General features: G+C 42.3%; 20 protein-coding genes. 8 read left to right on the top strand and 12 right to left on the bottom strand.

All coding sequences use genetic code 11. The annotated features are described in order from the left end of the window. Positions 1-112: 112 nt before the first annotated feature. From LC036_RS18465 to LC036_RS03190, 4 genes are all read right to left on the bottom strand, one after another. Positions 113-241 (bottom strand): hypothetical protein, encoded by a 129-nt coding sequence (locus tag LC036_RS18465; RefSeq protein ID WP_264188068.1) that lies wholly within the window; start codon positions 239-241, stop codon positions 113-115. Between the two features lie 108 nt (positions 242-349). After that, positions 350-484, bottom strand: a complete 135-nt coding sequence (locus LC036_RS18460; RefSeq protein WP_264188067.1) for a hypothetical protein — start codon at positions 482-484, stop codon at positions 350-352. Between the two features lie 109 nt (positions 485-593). Then, positions 594-734 carry a hypothetical protein gene (locus LC036_RS03195; protein ID WP_226578137.1) on the bottom strand — a complete coding sequence of 47 codons (141 nt, stop codon included), beginning with the start codon at positions 732-734 and terminating at the stop codon, positions 594-596. A 367-nt stretch (positions 735-1,101) separates the two neighbouring features. Further along, the gene (locus LC036_RS03190; RefSeq protein ID WP_226578135.1) at positions 1,102-1,638 is read right to left on the bottom strand and encodes an HD domain-containing protein; all 537 of its coding nucleotides are present in this window, start codon (positions 1,636-1,638) and stop codon (positions 1,102-1,104) included. Positions 1,639-1,751: 113 nt separating this feature from the next. On the opposite strand from LC036_RS03190, the gene LC036_RS03185 reads away from it, so the two are divergent. Beyond that, positions 1,752-2,501, top strand: a complete 750-nt coding sequence (locus LC036_RS03185) for an SDR family NAD(P)-dependent oxidoreductase (RefSeq protein WP_226578132.1) — start codon at positions 1,752-1,754, stop codon at positions 2,499-2,501. A 72-nt stretch (positions 2,502-2,573) separates the two neighbouring features. Beyond that, the gene (locus LC036_RS03180) at positions 2,574-2,906 is read left to right on the top strand and encodes a hypothetical protein (RefSeq protein ID WP_226578129.1); all 333 of its coding nucleotides are present in this window, start codon (positions 2,574-2,576) and stop codon (positions 2,904-2,906) included. A gap of 50 nt (positions 2,907-2,956) precedes the next feature. On the opposite strand, the gene LC036_RS03175 is transcribed toward LC036_RS03180, so the two are convergent. Then, entirely contained in the window at positions 2,957-4,342 is a 1,386-nt protein-coding gene (locus LC036_RS03175) for an MFS transporter (RefSeq protein ID WP_226578127.1), read from the bottom strand. Positions 4,343-4,495: 153 nt separating this feature from the next. Between LC036_RS03175 and LC036_RS03170 the strand changes: the two genes are divergently transcribed. After that, positions 4,496-5,062 (top strand): FAD-dependent oxidoreductase, encoded by a 567-nt coding sequence (locus tag LC036_RS03170; protein WP_226578124.1) that lies wholly within the window; start codon positions 4,496-4,498, stop codon positions 5,060-5,062. Positions 5,063-5,610: 548 nt separating this feature from the next. Here LC036_RS03170 and LC036_RS03165 read toward each other — a convergent pair. Further along, positions 5,611-7,137: a BCCT family transporter gene (locus LC036_RS03165; protein WP_226578122.1), complete on the bottom strand. Its 1,527-nt coding sequence runs from the start codon at positions 7,135-7,137 to the stop codon at positions 5,611-5,613. A gap of 161 nt (positions 7,138-7,298) precedes the next feature. Here LC036_RS03165 and LC036_RS03160 point away from each other — a divergent pair, with 161 nt between their 5' ends. After that, positions 7,299-7,688 carry an SET domain-containing protein gene (locus tag LC036_RS03160; RefSeq protein WP_226578120.1) on the top strand — a complete coding sequence of 130 codons (390 nt, stop codon included), beginning with the start codon at positions 7,299-7,301 and terminating at the stop codon, positions 7,686-7,688. A 293-nt stretch (positions 7,689-7,981) separates the two neighbouring features. Here the strand turns inward: LC036_RS03160 and corA are convergent, their stop codons facing one another. Next, on the bottom strand, positions 7,982-8,932 hold the full coding sequence (gene corA, locus LC036_RS03155) for a magnesium/cobalt transporter CorA (protein WP_226578117.1): 951 nt from the start codon (positions 8,930-8,932) through the stop codon (positions 7,982-7,984). Positions 8,933-9,049: 117 nt separating this feature from the next. Here corA and LC036_RS03150 point away from each other — a divergent pair, with 117 nt between their 5' ends. Beyond that, positions 9,050-9,625, top strand: coding sequence for a GNAT family N-acetyltransferase (locus LC036_RS03150; protein ID WP_226578114.1), 576 nt, complete (start codon positions 9,050-9,052; stop codon positions 9,623-9,625). After that, on the top strand, positions 9,622-10,161 hold the full coding sequence (locus LC036_RS03145; protein WP_226578111.1) for a hypothetical protein: 540 nt from the start codon (positions 9,622-9,624) through the stop codon (positions 10,159-10,161). Before LC036_RS03150 ends, LC036_RS03145 begins: the two co-directional genes overlap by 4 nt. 394 nt (positions 10,162-10,555) lie before the next feature. Here the strand turns inward: LC036_RS03145 and LC036_RS03140 are convergent, their stop codons facing one another. Both LC036_RS03140 and LC036_RS03135 read right to left on the bottom strand, forming a co-directional pair. Beyond that, the gene (locus tag LC036_RS03140) at positions 10,556-11,482 is read right to left on the bottom strand and encodes a manganese-dependent inorganic pyrophosphatase (RefSeq protein ID WP_226578109.1); all 927 of its coding nucleotides are present in this window, start codon (positions 11,480-11,482) and stop codon (positions 10,556-10,558) included. A 175-nt stretch (positions 11,483-11,657) separates the two neighbouring features. Beyond that, positions 11,658-12,050, bottom strand: coding sequence for a hypothetical protein (locus LC036_RS03135; protein ID WP_226578106.1), 393 nt, complete (start codon positions 12,048-12,050; stop codon positions 11,658-11,660). A gap of 217 nt (positions 12,051-12,267) precedes the next feature. Here LC036_RS03135 and LC036_RS03130 point away from each other — a divergent pair, with 217 nt between their 5' ends. Both LC036_RS03130 and LC036_RS03125 read left to right on the top strand, forming a co-directional pair. Then, on the top strand, positions 12,268-13,578 hold the full coding sequence (locus LC036_RS03130) for a glutamine synthetase family protein (RefSeq protein WP_226578104.1): 1,311 nt from the start codon (positions 12,268-12,270) through the stop codon (positions 13,576-13,578). 185 nt (positions 13,579-13,763) lie between these two features. Further along, entirely contained in the window at positions 13,764-14,855 is a 1,092-nt protein-coding gene (locus tag LC036_RS03125) for a polysaccharide deacetylase family protein (RefSeq protein ID WP_226578101.1), read from the top strand. A 127-nt stretch (positions 14,856-14,982) separates the two neighbouring features. Here the strand turns inward: LC036_RS03125 and rsgA are convergent, their stop codons facing one another. From rsgA to LC036_RS03110, 3 genes are all read right to left on the bottom strand, one after another. Continuing rightward, positions 14,983-16,008 (bottom strand): ribosome small subunit-dependent GTPase A, encoded by a 1,026-nt coding sequence (gene rsgA, locus LC036_RS03120; RefSeq protein WP_226578098.1) that lies wholly within the window; start codon positions 16,006-16,008, stop codon positions 14,983-14,985. A 172-nt stretch (positions 16,009-16,180) separates the two neighbouring features. Beyond that, entirely contained in the window at positions 16,181-16,960 is a 780-nt protein-coding gene (locus tag LC036_RS03115; protein ID WP_226578096.1) for an ABC transporter permease, read from the bottom strand. After that, complete coding sequence (locus tag LC036_RS03110; RefSeq protein WP_226578094.1) at positions 16,950-17,918, bottom strand: ATP-binding cassette domain-containing protein; 969 nt, start codon at positions 17,916-17,918, stop codon at positions 16,950-16,952. The genes LC036_RS03115 and LC036_RS03110 overlap by 11 nt, the downstream gene beginning before the upstream one ends. Between the last annotated feature and the right edge of the window lie 275 nt (positions 17,919-18,193).

Genomic DNA, 18,193 nt, shown 5'->3' with positions numbered 1-18,193 from the left:
CAAAAATCACATAAAGTTTGAACGTGTTCCAACCAACTTCTGCGTAAATAAAAAAAGACGGATGAGGATTCCCTCGTCCGCCATTTTTCAGGACTCTTAAGCTTTCGTTCATTTATATCGGATCGTACACATTTACGACATGGTTGACTGCCGTCTCATCTTGTTTCTTATTCCTTTTCATTTCTTTACGTGCATGCTTCTTCTCATTACGCTTTGTAATTTTCTTATTTCCACTCGCCATTTCCATTCCCTCCCCTCTTTAGTTATTGTCTCTAAACAAGAAAGGAGTATGGATGGAATTTTATGTGAAGGCAGACAAAAACCCCGTCAACGCGGGGTTTTTATTGAATTAAACGAAATAGTATTTAGACTTTCTTTCATTGATTTTCTGTTCAATGCTCTGTTTCCTCCGGATGGACCGGTCCAGGCTGAGCAGATCCATCCGTTCTACGCGAATCGTGAAAATAAGTAAATTTATTCTCATTTTGTTTCCTCCTCTTCAATATGAGGCTAAGCGGTATCCTTCTCCACATTCAACCAGTTCATAAAAGCCATTCTTAAAGTATTCATCATGATTGTCTCCTCCTTATTTCTTATAGGTAACGGCTAAATGCAGATGATTTACGGTCAAGCCACTGATCTTTTGCACTTGGATGATAACCAGGCAGGGAATGATATTTTTGTCGTTTGTTTCTGGTTAAACTTATGGTGAAAATAAAAAATTGTATCGTCATGGAAACCCCTCCTTCCAATAGTGTATTTTTATATTAAAAGGGTATTTTTACCCTTTAATACCACACAAAAAAGCCGCAGGTCTGCTGCGGCTTAAAACGAAATTTTTCTCCATTAAAAAAGCCACAGGAATACATTATGCATCTCCTGCGGCTGGTATGATTACTTTATGCGAAAATAGTCGTTGATCTCAGAAATTTCTCTGAGCGCAGGTCGAATGTATGAAGTTTGTTGTTGGTTGTACCATCCAGTTTTTCATTTGATAAGACCTCGCTTTCTGAGAAATTTTTCTTATATTGGGAATTATATCGGAGCTTTTTCCAAAAGTAAACCCTTTTTTAAATAAATACTTGACAAGTAATCAAAACCTTATCCAGACAGCTCATCTTCCTGGTTTAAAAAGGCTTCAATTTTCTTATCCAGTTCATGAAGAATCTGGACGGCCTCTGTTTTATCCATCTTTTTGTAATGATGCAGCCCTCCTGGCTGCTCATCTTTTTCATCCGCTCTTGTTACGACATGTTGAAGAGGCGTACGCTTATCTTCCAATCCAAATGGCAGGTAACTGTCGGTATGAAGCAAAACAGCCAGCGCCACTTCTTTAGCAACAAGACGGTCTTCACCCAGACGAATGAGCAGTTTATGAGCGCGTTCTGCTCCTTTGATGGCATGGATATCGTGTTTCCGATATTCTTCATAATCCCACTTCCCATCACAATACCATTCATAATGCCCCATATCATGAAGTAAAGCAGATTTTGATGCAAGGTCCGGGTCTACTCCATGCTCCTTTGCCATTTCAAACGCATATCCCGCCACGGTGACCGCGTGATGAATGCCTGAGCGCTGCAAATATTTTTGAGTAATGCGATGTTTAAAAACGTCGACAAGTGTCACACGTTTCATCCGATCACCTCCAATTTTAAAAATGATCATACCATGACCGGAACCTGCAAACAAGATAATAGAAGGTTTACCCTTGATTGATAATAGGGAAACGAAGCCTAGGAGGGATACCATTGAAAAATCATCAGGAAACCGTACTCATTACAGGGGTCGGTCAAGGAATTGGACGTGGATTAGCTATAGCTTATGCAAAAGAAGGCTATACAGTGATTGGGTGTGACAAAAATGAAAAAGCCGGTCTTGCAACAGCAGAAGAAATTAAACAGCAGAAAGGTACATGTCATTTTTACCGCTGTGATGTCCGTGTTCCAGACGACATCTCCACTTTCTTTCGTCAATTAAAAGAAGAGCAAAGGAGCTTTTCAATCTTAATCAATAATGCAGGGGTCAGCGCATTTCGATCTATGTTCGAATTATCCGTAGACGAATGGGACGAAGTATTAAATGCGAACCTAAGAAGTGTCTTTCTTTTTTCGAAGGAATCTGCTAAAATCTGGAAGAGAAGCGACATAAACGGACGTATCGTAAATATAGCATCGACACGCGCTTCAATGAGTGAGCCGGACTCCGAGGCTTACGCAGCGAGTAAAGGAGGCATAGTCGCTCTTACCCATGCTCTTGCAGCTTCTTTATCTCCTTATACGATCCGGGTCAACAGTATCAGCCCCGGCTGGATTCACACAGGATCTCCTGAAGAACTGACAGCAGAAGATCACAACCAGCATTTGTCCAATCGTGTAGGATCACCTGAAGATGTTGCCCGCGCATGCCTGTATTTAACGGATAAGAAGAACGCTTTTGTCAATGGAGAAAATTTAGTACTTGATGGTGGAATGACTCGAAAAATGATGTATGAAGACTAAGGAAAACGGATGTTTAGTACAACTTTTGTACGGGTATCGATATATTAACAAAATAATATGGAGGTGACGACAGTGAACGAGCTGTCTTCTTACCAAATTCATTTGAATCGACCCTTAAAGACAAACCAGATTATGAAACTGCACAAGCTTATTAAGAAAAACGGGTGCGATCTATATTTACATCAGGATCATTTGATCGCAGATGCCGGACACCTTCCTAAATTGCTATCATTCTTCCTTTTTTTAAACATGGATCACCCATTCACCTTAATCATTGACGGAAAATGTGTGGAAGATGTATATGAAGAAATTGAAGACATGCTGACCGAACATATTCAAAAAAGCAGCTGTCGAAGAAAGTATAGTCCATCGATGGTTGAAAACGAAACTTCTATTTCAGTATAACTTTTGTACAACTGAACTCATACTTAAATATAATAAAGAACCCGTTTCCTTTACAAGGAAGCGGGTTCTTCATGTGAATCAGAATGATTGTTCTTGTGATAATTGAGTCGGAACTGCAGGAATCCAATGATTATTATGACGGCAAACACTAAAAAGACGTTACTATAAACCGCTGTGGTTCCTTCAAATCCAACAATATTAAACGGTTGAGATGGATCAAAGAGATCCAGTGCTTTACCAATCAATGCTCCACTTAATGCGCCTGACACAAAGTTCAGCAAATTAAAGACACCCATTCCGACTCCCGTTTCATTTTTGTTGAGAACATTAGCTAAAATATCAGCTGAAGACGCTTGAACGAGTGGAAAACTCATGTAGGCCACGATGATAGTCGCACTGACTACATAAGGATGCGCACCGACAATTGTGGATAAGAGTAAAAACCCTACAGCTAAAAGCGTTAAAGCTAGATACAGCACAAATGTGTTTCCTTTAGAGTCCACGAGTCTTCCGCCTTTCTGCCCCATCAATGCTGCACTGACAGCACCTGGAAACAAGACAAGGCCAATCGCCATGGTGCCCATTTCATAAGCATCACGAAACATAATAGGCAGCATAAACATCATGCCGAATAAACAGACAACAGCGAGAAAGCTTGTTGTAATCGTGGATCGATACTTAAGGTCTTTAAACAGGTGCGGCGGGATGAATGGCTCTTCGATCGCCTTCATACGCCAGAAGTTCAGACCAATAAACGTGACAGATAAAAGGAACAGCCAGGATACTCCGAGCGTAATTCCAAGAAGTAAGGTTGAAATGAACCCGGCAATCAATCCCGCTCCAATAAAGTCGATATATCCTTTTTTCACTTCTTCTTGAGGGAGATTCTTTCGTAAAAACGGCAGCGTGATAATAATTAAAGCCGATGTTAAAAATAAATACCGCCAGTCTAAAAATCCAGCAATGAACCCTCCGGCAATGGGCCCGATACCAGAAGCAAACGCCATGACAGAAGAAACAATTCCAAGCACTCTTCCCCTTTCGTTAGGAAAGTAGCGTATAGGCGCTAAAAACACGAGAGCAGGAATCATAGCCCCGCCGAGTGCCTGAATCACTCTGGCAAGCAGAACCATCGCGTAATTTTGTGCAAAAAAACCAAATAAAGACCCTGCACAAAATACCGTCAGACCAAACGTAATAAGCGTCCGGTAAGGATAAAAATCAGCAAGTTTTCCATATGTTAACGCCCCGACAGCATAAACCATGATATAACCAGTCATCACCCAGCTCACCTCAGACGGCATCAACTGATAGGTTTTTGCAATATCAGGGACCGCAATATTGAACATCGTTCCATTCATTACAGACATCATCATGACCGCACAAAGAGAGATCAATAACCCCTTTGGATTGCGGACCACTTGTTCTTCATTCATGATCTCTCCTCCTTTTATTTCGTTACCCGAAATGAATCATACAAGACATTGTTCGATAAAGCAACGGGTCTGCATACATAAGACAAAATTTAAATCATTGGAATATTCAGATATAATAGATAGTGTAACCAATCTTATAAGGAGGGAATCTTCATGTACGATGTAGCTATAATCGGAGCAGGACCTGCAGGTGCAAGCGCAGGGTTGTTTACAGCTAAAGCTGGCAAAAAAACAATCCTCTTCGATAGCGGCAAAAGTATAACAGCAAAAGCATGGGTGGAAAACCATTACGGTGTAGACGCTATCGAAGGACCGAAACTCCTTGAAGAAGGTCAAAAGCAGGCCCAAAAATTTGGTGCAGAAATTGTGAAACAAGAAGTCACGAAAGTCAGTGAAGAAAATGGCGCTTTGTACGAAATTGAAACCGCTGAAGGAAAATACCACGCAGAGCATGTCGTATTCGCAACCGGGATGTCCGTAAAAGCGGCTCAAGATCTTGGGTTAGAGATTATCGACGGCAAAGAACCACGCGTTGCTAAAATCATCAAGGTCGATGAGACAGGACATACTTCCCTTCCAAAAGTCTGGGCTGCCGGAACAGTCGCAGGCGTAAGTGTCCACACCATCATCACATCCGGCGACGGCGCCAAAGTCGCCATCAACATCATCAGCCAGCTCAACGGCAAACGATACGTAGATCATGATGTAATGAAAAAATAAAGTGTGGAAAGGGGCTGGTTAGTCCCGACACGCATAAGACAAAGCTCGTAGTGAAGCGCACTTTCTTCACGCAGAGATTTGACTTATGTCGCGAGGGACTGCCCCTTGGAACCGGTTTCCAAAAATAAAGTGTGGAAGCGGCCTGGAAGATCCGACAAGCATAAGCAGAACACCGGCGGGAAGTGCTCTTCTTCCCATAGGTGGATTGCTTATGTCTCGAGGATCTGGACGCTGGAACCGGATTACAAAAATAAAGTGTGGAAAGGGGCTGGTTAGTCCCGACACGCATAAGACAAAGCTCGTAGTGAAGCGCACTTTCTTCACGCAGAGATTTGACTTATGTCGCGAGGGTCTGCCCCTTGGAACCGGATTCCAAAAATAAAGTGTGGAAGCGGCCGGGAAGATCCGACAAGCATAAGCAGAACACCGACGGGAAGTGCTCTTCTTCCCATAGGTAGATTGCTTATGTCTCGAGGATCTGGACGCTGTAAACCTTTCAAGAAACAAAAGAAACCCCCGGCAGCTGTTCAGCCGGGGGTTTTAAGATTTTAGGAATCGTCCTTGTTTGGAGGATTGAAACGCCCTACGCCAAGCTCTCTTCCCTCTTTATATATCGCTTTCACGAAGCTGATCACCATTAACAGCATAATAATCGAGAAAGGCAGAGCTGCGATAATCATTGTATTCTGCAAGGCCTGCAGCCCACCCGTGTAAAGCAGAGCAAGTGCCGTTGCAGACAATAAGCCTCCCCACGTCAGTTTAATGGATGTTCCAGGCGTCTCCGACCCGCCTGTTGTCATCATCCCTAATACGAAAGTCCCTGAATCTGCGGATGTAATGAAAAATGTTGCAATTAAACACATCGCGACAATCGATGCAATCCAGCCAAGTGGAATATTTGAAAAGACGCCAAATAGTGATTCTTCCGTCGCCAATGAGGAAATGGTATCCACAGCACTATGTTCAAGGTTGATCGCAGTTCCTCCGAATGTAGAAAACCATAAAAACCCAATGATAGAGGGAACAATCAATACGGTGAACACAAATTCTCTGATACTCCGTCCTCTTGATACCCTTGCGATGAAGACACCGACAAAGGGTGACCAGGCAATCCACCAGGCCCAATAGAAAATGGTCCAGGCATTAATCCACTCTCTTGTTTCCTGATCTAAAGGAGCAATTCTAAAGCTCATGTTCGGTAAATACTGCACATACGTTCCAATAGAGTTTGTGAATAGGTTCAGGATAAACATCGTTGGTCCTAAAATAAATACGAGTAAAAACAACAGTCCAGCTAGAGCCATATTGGCATTGCTTAATATTTTGATTCCTTTTCCTAAACCCGACCATGCAGAAATCATAAATAAAACGGTCACAACAGCTATTATGATGAACTGAACGACGATTCCTGATGGAATATCGAATAAATAAGATAATCCACCATTAATCTGAACAGCTCCAAATCCAAGGGTTGTTGCAACCCCGATAACCGTTGCGATGACCGCCAGGATGTCAATGACTTTACCAAATACGCCTTCGGCTGCTTTTTCTCCAAACAAAGGTTTTAAGGTGGCGCTGATCAAACCAGCATGTCCGTGGCGAAAGTTAAAGTAAGCGAGCACAAGGGCTACAATGCCGTATATTGCCCAGGCATGAATCCCCCAGTGAAAATAGGTGAAACGCATCGCATCTTTAATGGCCTGTTCTGTTCCTGTTTGACCTGTAGGAGAACTGATGGCATAGTGACTAATCGGTTCAGCCGTCCCCCAGAACACAATCCCGATCCCCATCCCGGCACTAAACAGCATGGCAATCCATGTTGGTCGTGAGAATTCAGGTGTTTCCCCTTTCTTGCCAAGCTTAATTCTTCCAAGAGGTGTCACTAAGAAAGTAAGGCAGACCAGCAAAAACAAGGTGACGACAATTAAGTAGTACCAGCCAAGCTTGTTTGCAATAAAATCTTTGACTATCGTGGTTGAACGCTCAAGCCCATCAGGCCAGACAACGCCTATGATGACAAGTACAAGCATGATGCCCGCTGAAATTTTGAATACGGTATTAAATTTTTTTAACAAAGTCGCAGCTCCTTCCTATTCAGAGGTATACCTTTATTATCTTTAAGACCATTATTCTTATTCGAAACGGGAAACTTGGAATTTTCAAAAAGTTGCTTTCTTTCCTTATACCTGTCAGACTTAATAAGCATTGCATTGAAAAGAAAGCGCAGGTGAAATAAATGATTGAAGTCCGCACGTCTACGCTTGAGAATGAAGAACTGAATCGCGGGGTATTTGCTAATCGTGACATCGCCAAAAATGAGCTGATTCATAAAGCCCCTGTTATTCCTTATCCAAATGATGAACATGTGCATATTGAAAAGACCCGCTTAGCGGATTACGCTTTCGAATATGGTGAGAATCATACGGCATTTTTGTTAGGTTATGGGATGATGTTTAACCACTCCTATCAGCCAAACGCCAATTATGTGATAAATTTTGATGAACATATGTTTGAATTCTATGCTTATACCGATATCAAAGCTGATGAAGAAATCCTCATCAACTACAATGGCTTCGTTGATGAACAAGAACTGCTATGGTTCGACCGTGAAGACGAAGAGGAATAAAACCATAAAAAAACGCGTCCGGCTGTGTAAGCCCGGCGCGTTTTTTTATGGCCCAATTTCTATTGAGCACTTTTATCATAAACAAATCCGTCATTTATATTAGCGAGGGCGGCGTTTTTCAACATCAATAGAGACTTCAAAAGGGTTAAACATTCGCCTCATCTCCTTTGTTTCTTTGTTACTATCATTATAGAACGCCGACCCTTTTTTCATAACGGCCGTTGGAGTGAAACTCATTCATCCTTTAGACGGAAAAAAGACGGAGGAGAAATTCCTGCCTCTCCTCCGTCCTTTTAATCAAACCAGCCCTTATTTTTAAACCAGAAGAACATACTGACAGCCACCGAAATCATCACCATCCAGACGACCAGATACCCATACTGCGTACTTAATTCAGGCATATGCTGAAAATTCATTCCGTACACCCCTACAATAAAGGTAAGCGGCATGAAAATTACACTGATAACCGTCAGGATCTGCATCGTACGGTTTGTCTCATGAGAGTTTAATGACATATAACTGTCACGGATATCCTGTGTCATTTCCCGGTTGGAAAGGATCATATCAGCGACTTTAATCAGGTGGTCATGAATATCAGCAAAATACTCCCGCCGGTCAAATACCCCTTCCAAATGGTGAGTGTTTAAAATCCGGTAGAGTAAATCCCTCATTGGATGGACCGTCTGCCTTAATGTTAACAATTCACTTCTCCGGTCAAACAACTCCTCCAGTAATTTCTCCATAGATAAGTTTTTTGTATTGTCCTCAATGTCATTGATGTGATCTTCAATTTTATAAATGATCGGAAAATAGTGATCAACGACTTTATCGAGAATTTGATGGAATATATAATACTCATCCACATCAGTAAAGTTTCTAGATCGTTTTACAATATTGATTGCCTGTTCAAGCGGAGCATTTTTTTCTTTATGAAAGGTAACGATTGAGCACTCACCAAGAAAGATATCAATTTCTTTCCTTTCAAGGTCATCCCCGTTGACCGAATGGATAACCAGAAACGTATGATCATCATAATAATCAAGCTTCGGTCGCTGCAGCCCATGGAGGCAGTCCTCTACAGCCAGGGGGTGGAAATTGAAATGAGACTCCAAAAGCCCCACCTCCCCTTCTGTGGGCGCTTCAAAGTCAACCCAATACCAATCCCAGTGCTCTTCGGCCAGCTCTTTTAATGACAACTCTTCCTGTAAGCCCCGTTCTTTTGAGTATGCGATCACCCTTATCATCTTTTCACCATCCTTTTATGTACACTATCCTACTTTCATTCCACACAATTTCTCTCTCAAAACAAAACGGATGTTGTGATACGATTAAGAAAACGATGCCACAGGGAGAGAACATTCATGCAGAAAGTTAATAAAAACTTAACGCTTACCGGTACTCATGTAACTTTGCGCAGTATCGAAGAGCAGGATATCCCTACACTTTATCACTTAATTTTTAATGGAGATCATCAATGGAAGAAATGGGACGCCCCTTATTATCCACTCGAACCTCATACACTGGATAGTTATCGAAGTCATGAGTCCGCTAGAAGAGACAGACTCGGACCGACCGAACCTGATTCAAGACTAATTATAGAAGTAGATGGAAAAATTATCGGTACCGTCACCTATTACTGGGAACACAAACCTTCATTATGGCTGGAAGTAGGGATTGGAATTTATGATCACTCCTACTGGAATGGCGGTTACGGATCAGAGGCTCTTAAATTATGGATTGACTATTTGTTTCAAACGCTTCCGCTGGCCAGAATCGGTCTGACTACATGGTCTAAAAACCAAAGAATGATGAAGGTCGGTGAAAAACTCGGCATGAAAGTTGAAGGACGACTGAGAAAGTGCCGTATTTATGAAGGAGAATATTACGATTCCATCCGGATGGGAGTGCTTAGGGAAGAATGGAGCGGGAGGACATGAAGTTCTATAAAATCGTCTCGTCTTTACTCCTTTTAAGCACACTCCTTTTCGCTTATTTATTCTTTGACGCTTCACGAACAGATCCTATTGAAAAGATTGCCGTTGAAGCCGCATCCTCTTCAGTCAGCGATCTGGCTTACAATATCGAGGATATTACGATCTCTTTTGAAACCTTTCATTCTGAAAGTAACACGCGTAAAGAAGAATTTTTCAAACGGACCTTACTCAGCAGAAGTTTACAGAAATTAAACAGCAACCAAAGATTAATGAACACCGCCGAGCATTCATCCCTGCTTACAGAGGAATGGTTCCAGAAGTATAATAACGCACTTTTTACTATGCGCTCCATCCTTACCTTACATTCTTTTGAAAATGAACATTCAGACCAGGCTGATGAGATTATCGAAGAGCTCCAACGTCTGCAGGCTGAAGTGGAGGAGATTGTAAACCAGGAGTCCTTTACCATACAGGATCCAAAAACGTTGAGTGAACTCACACAGGCTCTCACATCTTTCAATGACTCCTTCACTTCCTGAGGAAACTTCCCTGTCCTTTATACATTGTGTTGAAATTGAAAAAAGATACTTCGAGAGGCCTTTGTTACACTTTATGTTGATTGCACACAACCTCCATTATTCTTGGCAGCAGACCAACGCTCTCATAAAATCAAAACCTCCAACTGCCTGCCATATACCCACCATACGTTTTAAAAAACGGCTCTGTTAAAATGGAGTGTTGGCTTTTAGAGCTCTTTATAACAACCCCTTTTGTCTGGAATAGCGGCCTTGGTCCGTTATCTTGATGAGAGGTTGGGAGGGAAGGAGTTCCTTAAAGGTCGTGTAAAAAAACAACATTAATCTTTAACAGAGCCATAAAAATTAAAAAGGCTGCCGGAACATACATCCCGGCAGCCTTTTTGACTCTATTCAATTAAGCAAAGTAAGTGTTAAGAGGAGGAACAATTTGTTTCTTACGTGAAACAACGCCTTCTAGTACAGCCTGATTGCCTTCTAATGTTACATCAAAAGCTTCACCAACAGCTGCAGATTCTTCTCCAACCGCTACAACCGTAGAGTCACTTTCCAGAATATCCGTGACAACCAGGACGAACAAGTCAAGTCCTTTATCGGCAACATTCTTTTCCATAGCTGATTCAAGCTCTTCTTTACGGGAAAGGACATCATTGGTATCCACCGTATTCACTTGAGCGATTTCCACTTTCTTATCTCCCATATCAAATTCTTTTGCATCTAGAGAGATCAGTTGTTCTGCAGATTTATCGCTGATATCAGCGCCTGCTTTCAGCATTTGCAGACCATATTCCTCAGCATCTACACCAGCAATTGCTGCAAGCTCCTCCGCTGCTTTACGATCTTCATCGGTACATGTTGGTGATTTGAACAATAAGGAATCAGAGATAATCGCAGACAGCATAAGACCTGCCATCGGCTTGGAAACTTCCTGGCCTTTTTCCTTATACAATTTGTTTAAAATTGTTGCTGTACATCCAACAGGCTCAGCGCGGTAGTATAGAGGGCCTTTCGTTTCAAAGTTAGCGATACGGTGATGATCAATAACTTCCAGGACCTGAACCTGATCAATATCTTCAACGCTCTGCTGACGCTCATTATGGTCAACCAGGATCACTTGTTCAACTTCATCAGATACGCGTTCCACAAGACGTGGAGCATCGACGTTAAACTGGTCTAAAGCATACTGAGTTTCGCCGTTCACTTCCCCTAGTCGTACAGGTTCTGCGTCCTCACCCAGTGCTTTTTTCAAATCTGCATAAACAAGAGCAGAACAGATCGTATCTGTATCGGGATTTTTATGACCGAAAATTAATGTTTTACTCAAAAAAATCTTCCTTTCTTTAGTAAGGGTATGTAGGATTGTTTGTCCGTTTCGATTATAAAATAGAATATCGCCTACGTCCATCTTCTCCTATTATTCTTCCCCTTAAAGGAAAGGATCCGCCGGTTCTGCTTTTCTGTATTTAAAAATAAACTCTACATTTAAATGAAAAAGTGACCTATTTCTCTTTCATTGTAGAAACAAGTATATACCCAAAGACCACCTGAATGACCGGGCTTATAGAAGGGTTTGTAATCATCACTACAGGAAGCAGAGAGTTTAATGGTATGATATAAGGAATAAGTAAAAGGTAGAGAAATGGAAAAACAACAAAAAACCAGGTCCTCATGCTCCACCTCACCCTTTTTTCACCCTTCCATACAGCAGCGATGTGCTGAAGACCAAGCAGGCAGCCGACAGGTATGTAGGCGGACTGCCCGAAAACTATATAAGGGTAGAGCCGCAACGCTCCACTCGCTTGTTCTAAAAGCTTTACATGAATAATTGAAACGAGAAAAAGGTACAGAAAAACCATGGCTGCCTGCACAAATACCATCTGTTTATTCGTCATTCCTTCTAACCTCCCGCCTTTCTATTAGCTTATGAAAGTTTCGTAGATTTATGGATAAAATCGAGTTTACGACAAAAAATTTAGGGAATTTAATAAAAGAGTTTGAGATTTCTCTACACTTTATGTTAGAATTCCTTACATAAGCAAAAAAGAGCTACATATCCAGCAACTATTTGGATAACAGACTCAAAATTAAAAGAAAAAGAGAGGGTAATGTATGACTTACACAAAAGAACAGATTAAGCAGGAAGTACAAGAGAATAACGTTGAATTCCTAATTCTAGAATTCACAGATATGCTAGGAGATACAAAAAATGTTGAACTACCAGTTGAAGAATTGGAAATGGTTCTAAATGATGAAGCTATGTTTGACAGCTCTTCCATCTCTGGTTTCTCTGATATCCAAGAAAGTGACATGTATCTTGTACCAGATTTAGATACATTCCTACTTCTTCCTTCCCTTGTCGACGAAGACCGCAGTGCGCGCTTCATTTGTGACATCTACAAACCTGATGGCACGCCATTTGAAGGAGACCCTCGCTACATTCTTAAACGTGCGATGAAAGAAGCAGAAGAGATGGGTTATACCGTTAACGTTGGTCCAGAGCCTGAATTCTTCCTATTCAAACTGGATAATGACGGATATCCTGTACGTCAAATGAACGACCGCGGTGGTTATTTCGACGCTTCTCCAAAAGATAAAGGAGATAAAGTCCGTCGTGACATCGTCCGCACTCTTAAAAAATACGGTTTCGATATGGAAGCTTCCCACCACGAAGTTGCAATGGGACAGCACGAAATCAATTTCCGTTTCGATAACATGCTGAAAACAGCTGACAATATTCAAACATTTAAAAACGTCGTAAAAGACATTGCAACAAACCATGAATACCATGCTACGTTCATGCCGAAGCCAATCGCTGGTGAAAACGGTTCTGGTATGCACTGCCACCTTTCCCTATTCAGAGATGGAGACAGCGCATTCTATGACGAAGATGCTACAGACGGTGTTTCTAAGACGATGAAACAGTTTATTGCAGGTATTCTACATCACGCAAGCGGAATTGCTGCAATTACAAACCCGAACGTAAACTCTTACAAGCGTCTTGTACCTGGTTATGAGGCTCCAGTAAGTGTTGCATGGTCTCACTCTAACCGCAGCTGTATGGTACGTGTACCTACAACCCGCGGAAAAGGTACACGCTTTGAAGTCCGTAACCCGGACCCAACAGCTAACCCTTACTTGACACTTGCGGTACTGATCCAAGCTGGTCTTGACGGTATCCGTAAAGAAATGGATGCGGGTGAAGCTGAAAGCCGTAACCTATACGAAGTTGAGGACGAAAGTGTACCAACTCTTCCTACAAACTTAAAAGAAGCTCTTTCTGCCCTTGAAAAAGATGAACTTCTTATGAGCGCTCTTGGCGATCACACTTCTAAAGTGTACATCGAAGATAAAGAGCAGGAGTGGACAGAGTATTCCCTACAAGTTAGTAAGTGGGAAATCGACAAATATATGAACAAGTAAACTATACAAAAAAGCAGCGCTCCTTCGGGAGACGCTGCTTTTTTATCTGTATGGACCTGCGGTACCAACCAACAAAGGCCTTTTCTATCCAATTTGTTCATGTAATCCCAGTGGAACACTATTTCTTTCCCGTCCAATCACTGTTAGTGTAGTCTTTATATGATAAAAAATGACGGAGGAATAAATTGAACATTAACGATAAAGGTTATATAAAGAAAGTAACACGGGTAGGAGTTTTTCTTCTACTATTCTCATTAGTAAACCTATTCGCATCCAGTCCCGCCCACGCGGAAATGGAATCAACTGCTTATCTTTCTATTGATGGAAAGCTTGTAAAAACAAATTATGTGATGCAGGAGGGCCATTTGATGGTACCCGCTCTATTTTTTAAACATACAGGAGCAACGGTCGACTTTAACGAAACGTATCAATCCATTGCAGTAGAAAGAAATAATATCGCCGCACTTCCTTTAGAAAAGAACTACATGGACTACTATGTAAAAGAACAGAACAAATGGAAGCGTGATTATATCAAGACGACAACGACAACCATTAATGGCTCAATTTATATACCATTATTACCAACAGCTCAAAAGCTCGACATGAACGTAACTTATGATCCTGCCATTCAGAGAACGTTTATTGAGACGAATGAAGCCCCTGCGGAGATCCCGAAAGCTTATAACTCGGGAAACACCGCACAAAAGAAAATTGCCCTGACCTTTGATGATGGTCCTGATCAGACCATTACACCACAAATCCTAGACATTCTTAAGGAAAAGAATGTTCCGGCTACCTTCTTTGTGGTAGGACAACAAGTATCCTACTTTCCAGAGACAGCCAGACGTATCGTTAAAGAAGGACATACGCTCGCCAATCATTCATGGGATCATTCTCAGTTAACTAAAGAATATTCATCGCAGGTGGCGGAGCAGGTCCTTTCTACCAACAAAATCATAAAAAAGGTGACAGGAGAAGAACCTACTTTATTCAGGCCTCCCTATGGCGATTTCACACGGGCCGACGCTCAGCTCTTTGAGCAACTCGGCTTTCGTAATATCCTATGGTCTATTGATACCCTCGATTGGAGTGGTACCACAGCAAGTGAAATGATTGAGATGATTGACCGGGAAAAATCTCCAGGTGCCATCGTACTGCAGCATAGCTTTTCATCTTCCAAACTGGAAGGAACCGTAGAAGCCCTGCCTCAAATCATTGCTCAACTAAGGAACGATGGGTATGAATTTGTTACCATCGATCAGATGGCGTTTCAATAATAATAGAAGTAATAGACAAAAGCCGACATACCTGTTGAGGTATGTCGGCTTTGTTACTATACCCTTGTCCTATAATAAAGCCCTTCGTATATAAAAAAAGAGATGCCGAACCTGGCATCTCTTTTTACTATTTAATCGCATTCGGGCCATGAAGCATCCGATTCGTGCGGTGAGTACCATAACGGTCTTTTAATTCAAGCCGCTTCAATTCCCTCTTCAACTTATTGTAGCTCTTCAACCGGTCCGCTTCCATTTCCCCTTTTTGGATAGCAAGTTGAACGGCGCATCCAGGTTCTGTTTCGTGTTTACAGTCCCTGAACTTGCACGTCTCACTTAGACGGTCAATATCTGAGAATGTCTGATCAACATCCCCTTCATCACCACCCCATAGCTGGAGTTCGCGCATTCCTGGAGTATCGATGATAAATGTCCCGGTTGAAAGCTCAAATAGCTCTCTATGAGTCGTCGTATGACGGCCGCGGTCATCGTCTTGCCTCACATTTTGTGTTTCCTGGACGTCTTTTCCAAGCAGATAATTGATCAGTGTGGACTTTCCTACACCAGATGAACCGACAAGGGAAATGGTTTCGCCTTGCTTCAATTCCTCTTTTAATTCCGTTATCCCGTGCCCAGACAAACTGTCCACGGCATACATCGGAACCCCTGGCGCAACAGCTTCAACGGCAGTAACCTTTTCAGCCGGGTTCTCACATAAATCCTTCTTTGTACAAACGACAACAGGCCTTGCCCCGCTTTCATAAACCTGCTGCACATACCGTTCGATGCGTCTTGGATTAAATTCCTGCGTCAAAGCAGTGACGATAAAAACCGCATCCACATTGGCAGCTATGATCTGTTCGCTGTGGCTTCCGCCTGCTTTTTTTCGAGACAATACAGCCTTTCTTGTGAGAACACGATGAATTTTAGCACGCTCGCCGTTATCATAAGGTTCAAAAACGACCCAGTCTCCGACAGCTGGGTAATCCCGGTCTACTTCCACAACATGGTGAAAACGCCCGGACACTTCTCCGTTTCTTTCCCTTTCATCGCCTGCAATCGTATACAGCCCATGGGTCAGGCGTGTAATCCTTCCAGCCTGTTCGCCTGTTTCTAATTGATCTTTAAAAAATGGGATAAAATCATTCCGTTTCATTCATTTCCTCCTAGTTTTAGGGAGGACGTTTTAAGAGTGATGTCCTCCGTGAAAGATATTTAAGTCAATTCTACTTATTGCTTTGTTGAATTTTGCCATAAGACATCACTCCTAATCGTTTTGTTACTACCAGTATATCAGAAAAATATTGAATAAGGGGAATATTATTCCATTACCCTCTGGATACTGCCCTCTTCGCTGACACAGCTGCAAAGGTTATCGTAATTGTACAGACTACAACAATCGCAATGACCCCCTGCATAAGATCCCAAAAGACCCAGCCGTCGATAAGGGCCGTCCGCATACTTTCAAATATATAAGTCGTCGGGTTTATTGTCGCGGCAATCTTCAGCCACTGGGCTTCAATCAATTCATAAGGGACGAACGTTGTGCTCAAGAAAATGAGCGGGAAGAAGATAAATGTCCCCGCCTGGGCAGCCTGTGCATTTCCGGTTCTAAGCGCAACTCCGGCAGAATAACCAGCGAAGGCAAGCCCCCACCCAATTGCAATGAGTAGAACAAAAAGCACGCCAGCAAAGCCCGTCTCAACTTTCAAACCAAGCAGGAAGGCAATTCCGATGATTAATAGAGTCTGCACCAGCAGCTGAAGCATACCCGCAATAATCGGCCCCAGAACAATAGCAAGTCTGGAAGCCGGTGTTAATAATAACCGGGAAAAGAATCCGTTCTCAATGTCTTTGACAATGCTCTGCCCCGCTCCACCCGCTCCCCCAATGGCAGCTGATACGATGGAAACCGGCAGGATAAAAGCCAGATAGTTTGCACCCTCGAATGTAGGCAGCTGGGAAATACCGCTTAATCCCCCTTCATAAACGAGCAGGAAAAAAGCAGAAATGATTAAGTTCGGAATAAAAGAAAAGGGGTTTCTCAGCGTTGTTTTGATATTTCTTACCGTCATCAGCCATGTATCTTTCCAAACATTATTCCCCATGGCTCTTCACCTCTTCCTTCTGCTCACTCGTTATTTTAAGGAAGATATCATCAAGGGTCGGGGAAGATAACTGTATATCTTCAATACCAATCTGCTCTTGATCAAAAATACGAACCACTTCGAGCAGCTCTTTGGTCCCTTCCTCTACATAAACAAGGATTTTTTCATCTTTACGAATGACGTCCATATCCTGCATCTGCTGCTGCAATAACTGTACAGCCCTGTCCTGCTGGGTCTGATCCTTAAGAGCAAGGGCAATTAAATCGTTTCCTATCTGCGCCTTCAGTTCCTTCGGTGTCCCTGTGGCTACAATTTCTCCATCATTAATAATACTGATTCGATCCGCAAGAGAGTCCGCCTCCTCTAAGTATTGCGTAGTGAGGAATATGGTTGTGCCATTTTCTTTATTAAGCCGCCGCAGTTCCTCCCAGATCGCTATACGGTTCGATGGATCAAGACCTGTCGTTGGTTCGTCCAGAAAAAGTATTTTCGGTTCATTTACAAGTGTAAGTGCAAGATCCAGCCGTCTCCGCATTCCACCTGAATAATTCCCAATGCGTCGGCCGGCCGCTTCTGTTAATTGAACAATCTCCAGTAATTGCTGGGCTCTTTTCTTCCCGTCTTCCTTATTGAAACCGAAAATATATGCCTGGAGCTCCAGCATTTCACGACCAGTAAGATCAGGATCGACCCCTGTTTCCTGTAAAGCTACACCAATATAGCGCCTCACCTTCTCCGGCTCTCTGATCACATCATGACCGGCAACTTCCGCTTTTCCTGAAGAAGCGTTGATCAATGTCGTAAGGATTTGAACCGTTGTGGATTTACCAGCGCCGTTCGGTCCTAAAAAAGCAAAGAATTCTCCATCGTCGACGTTGAAGGAAACATCTTTTACAGCCTTAACATTTCCCTTTTTAAATGTTTTCGTTAAGTTTTCAACTACAATCTTTCCATTCATCTGCATCCCTCCACTCTTCTAAGATAATCTACCTGTTTTCACTATATAACAAACCGGTTCAAAAATCTCGAAACTGAATTTTCAGGGTTGGGAACCTGAGTGATCATTCTAGACTGTTAGCAGATCCGTCTAGTAAAAGATAAGCGAAAAGCATCTGTGTGGAACACCGCTCATTTTTCTAAAACAAAACCTGATTTGCAAGTTCTTTATAACAAAAAGTAGATAAAAAGGTTTAAACACCACGATAGCAGGGAACCCCTTTAATTATGCAAAGG

It is taken from the genome of Halobacillus litoralis (assembly GCF_020524025.1).
Classification (GTDB): Bacteria; Bacillota; Bacilli; order Bacillales; family Halobacillaceae; genus Halobacillus; species Halobacillus litoralis_D.
Note: the sequence above shows the minus strand (reverse complement) of the source record. Positions and strands in the feature narration are given on the sequence as shown.